The organism is Flavobacterium sp. (assembly GCF_035760125.1).
In the GTDB taxonomy this organism is placed as follows: Bacteria; Bacteroidota; Bacteroidia; order Flavobacteriales; family Flavobacteriaceae; genus Flavobacterium.
In genome coordinates this window covers 1-3,094 of sequence record NZ_DASTTN010000204.1, presented here as the reverse complement: position 1 = coordinate 3,094, position 3,094 = coordinate 1, and the positions used below count along the sequence as shown (strand labels likewise).

Genomic DNA, 3,094 nt, shown 5'->3' with positions numbered 1-3,094 from the left:
GGTTATGCCAAAGCTTTATGGCCTATTTTGGTTATTTGGATTTTTAGATTTGACGAGATCAATAAAGGCTATTTGGTGGCAGGAACTTTTGCTCTTTTTGTCATTATTGGAACTATTTCCTATTTAAGATACTTAAACTTTACCTTTTATATCGATCAGGAAAACGATGAGTTCATCATAACAGAGGGCATTTTAAATAAAACTAAAACAGCAATTCAGCTTTATAAGATTCAGCAGGTAAATATCAATCAATCCTTAATTCAAAGATTGGTTGGTGTTTATGAATTGGTTGTAGATACTGCAGGCTCTACTAAGGAAGAGGGGAGCATCAAGGCAATTTCGCATACTTTGGCTTTGGATTTAAAAGCCCGCCTATTGGAAAATGAAAGCAAAAAATCTGTAATCCTTCATGACTCGATTACTGCTTCAGACAAAACCTTGATTGAGAAACGAAGAGATGCTGAAATTCCGTTTATAAAAATCAGTTTTCTGAGTTTATTGAAGATTGGAATTACCTCAAATTATGTGAAAAGCTTTTTTGTATTATTGGCTTTTTTTATTTCGCTCTATGATCATATCAAACAAATTACCGGAAGGGATGTTTTGCATGATCAAAATATAGAGGATTATGTAGATAAAAGCCAGGTTGTTACTGCTTTTTTGATATTATTTATCGTTTTCTTTTTGACCATTATTGTCATTAATTTAGTCAGAACTATTTTTACTTATTTTGATTATAAAATTGCGAGACAAAAAGGCTCTTTGTTGCTGTCTTATGGTTTGTTGAATACTAAAAGTACCATTATTAAACCTGAGAAAGTTCAAATTACAAGTGTTACTCAGAATTTCTTACAAAAGAAAATGAACGTTTTACAGCTTAAGATAAAACAGGCAACTGGCGGAGAAAAGGAAGGGCACAAACAGCTTATCGAAATTCCGGGTTGTAGCCAACTGGAAAAAGAGGCAATTCTGAAATTGTTATTTCAAAAAATTCCTGAAAAAGGGGTAATGCTAAAGCCTAATTTTAGAAAACTAGGGTTTTCTGTTTTTCTGACAATTGGATTACCATTGTTGGGATTTTATTTTGTTAGGGATTTGATTATACAACAATTGCCTATGGCTGATTATTTGGCATTGTTGTTTGTTGTTTTTGTAGGAATTGTGCAATATTATATATTCAAAAACAATAGGCTTTATATAAATAATGACTTTATAATCCTGCAGAGTGGTGCTTGGGATGTTACAAACAAAATAATTTTACCGTGTAAAATTCAGGCGATTACAACTTCTCAACTATTTTGGCATAAAAATATCAATATTGGATCTTTAACTTTGCATACTGCTGGAGGGAATATTAGTTTTCAATTGGGTAATTTTACAGCAATAAAACAATACGTCAATCTTTGGTTGTACGAAATGGAAACTTCCGATAGTAATTGGATGTAAAAAAATAGTTTCAAGTTTTAGGTTTCAAGTTTGAAGCCTGAAAGCGTGAGACTTTAAACTTTAAACAAAAAATATGAAACACTGGATTGAAGCCGCAAGATTAAGAACATTACCATTATCAGTTTCTGGAATTATAGTAGGAAGTATGTATGCGTTGGCAAACCCTACCGAGAATGTACTCACCCCAACAGAGGTTTTTAATTGGGAAATATTTGCATTTGCGTTATTGACGACTTTAGGATTGCAGGTGCTTTCAAATTTTGCAAATGATTACGGAGATGGAGTCAAAGGAACCGATAATGAAGATAGAGTAGGGCCAAAACGTGCCATTCAAAGCGGTGTGATTACTCCGCAGGCAATGAAAAAAGCGTTGGTAATTACTTCAATACTAACTTTAGCTTCTGCAATATTTTTGATTTATGTTGCTTTTGGGGAAACCAATCTTGTTTATTCCTTATTTTATTTAGTATTGGGAATTTTGGCCATAGCTTCTGCAATTCGTTATACAGTAGGGACTTCAGCATACGGATATCGTGGATATGGCGATATTTTTGTCTTTGTGTTTTTCGGCTTAGTAAGTACCTTAGGAGTTAATTTTTTGTATTCAAAACAATTGGATTTGATACTTATTTTACCAGCTGTGGCAATTGGCTTATTGAGTGTTGGAGTTCTGAATTTAAACAATATGCGCGACCAAGCTTCGGATGCTAAATCAGGGAAGAATACTATGGTGGTAAAAATGGGTGCCGAAGCGGCCAAAAAATACCATTTCTTCCTGATTGTTTCCGCAATGGTATCGGTAATTGTTTTTGCGATTTTGAGTGATTTTCGCTTCGATCAATATTTATTTTTATTAGCATATATTCCGTTGACAAAGCATTTAATCACGGTATCCAAAAACCAAGACCCAAAATTGCTTGATCCTGAATTAAAGAAAGTGGCATTGAGCACCTTTTTGCTTTCAATATTACTGTCTTTGTGTATGATTTCATTGATTTCAGATATTATTGTGAATGTTTTCTTGGGAGGAAGATAATTCCTTTTATATTTCTCGATTTTTAATTTTAAACATATACTAAAATGAAAATTACATTCTATGGTCATGCTTCTTTGGGAATAGAAGTTGGTGGCAAACATATAATAGTGGATCCTTATATTTCGGCTAATCCAAAAGCTGCACATATTGATATCAATATTCTAAAGGCTGATTTTATTTTATTGACTCACGCCCACGGTGATCATATTCTGGATGTTGAAGCCATTGCGAAGCGAACCAATGCAGTGATTGTGTCCAATGCTGAAATCGCAGGATATTATGGTAAAAAAGGTTTTCAATCTCATCCAATGAACCATGGAGGAAGTTGGAATTTTGATTTCGGAAAACTAAAATACGTAAACGCAATTCACTCGAGTTCTTTTCCTGATGGAAGCTATGGCGGAAATCCAGGTGGTTTTGTCATCGAGGGCGAACACAAAAATATCTACATTGCCGGCGACACAGCTCTCACAATGGATATGAAACTCATCCCGATGCGAACTAAACTTGATTTGGCTATTTTACCCATAGGCGATAATTTCACCATGGATGTGGATGACGCCATAATAGCCTCAGATTTTGTCGAATGCGATAAGATTCTTGGTTATCATT

General features: G+C 34.2%; 3 protein-coding genes. All 3 read left to right on the top strand.

Annotated features, from left to right (window positions below; translation table 11 throughout):
* Nucleotides 1-1,446, top strand: a 1,446-nt coding sequence (locus tag VFS71_RS07640; RefSeq protein ID WP_326400334.1) for a PH domain-containing protein, incomplete at its 5' end; no start/stop codon positions are given.
* Nucleotides 1,447-1,519: 73 nt separating this feature from the next.
* Nucleotides 1,520-2,482 (top strand): 1,4-dihydroxy-2-naphthoate octaprenyltransferase, encoded by a 963-nt coding sequence (menA, locus tag VFS71_RS07635; RefSeq protein WP_326400332.1) that lies wholly within the window; start codon nt 1,520-1,522, stop codon nt 2,480-2,482.
* 44 nt (nt 2,483-2,526) lie between these two features.
* A partial coding sequence (locus tag VFS71_RS07630) for a metal-dependent hydrolase (protein WP_326400331.1) occupies nt 2,527-3,094 on the top strand: 568 nt, incomplete at its 3' end.

Coding starts and splice junctions, on each gene's coding strand:
- menA (WP_326400332.1), top strand. CDS start 1,520: ATGAAACACTGGATTGAAGCCGCAAGATTAAGAACATTACCATTATCA.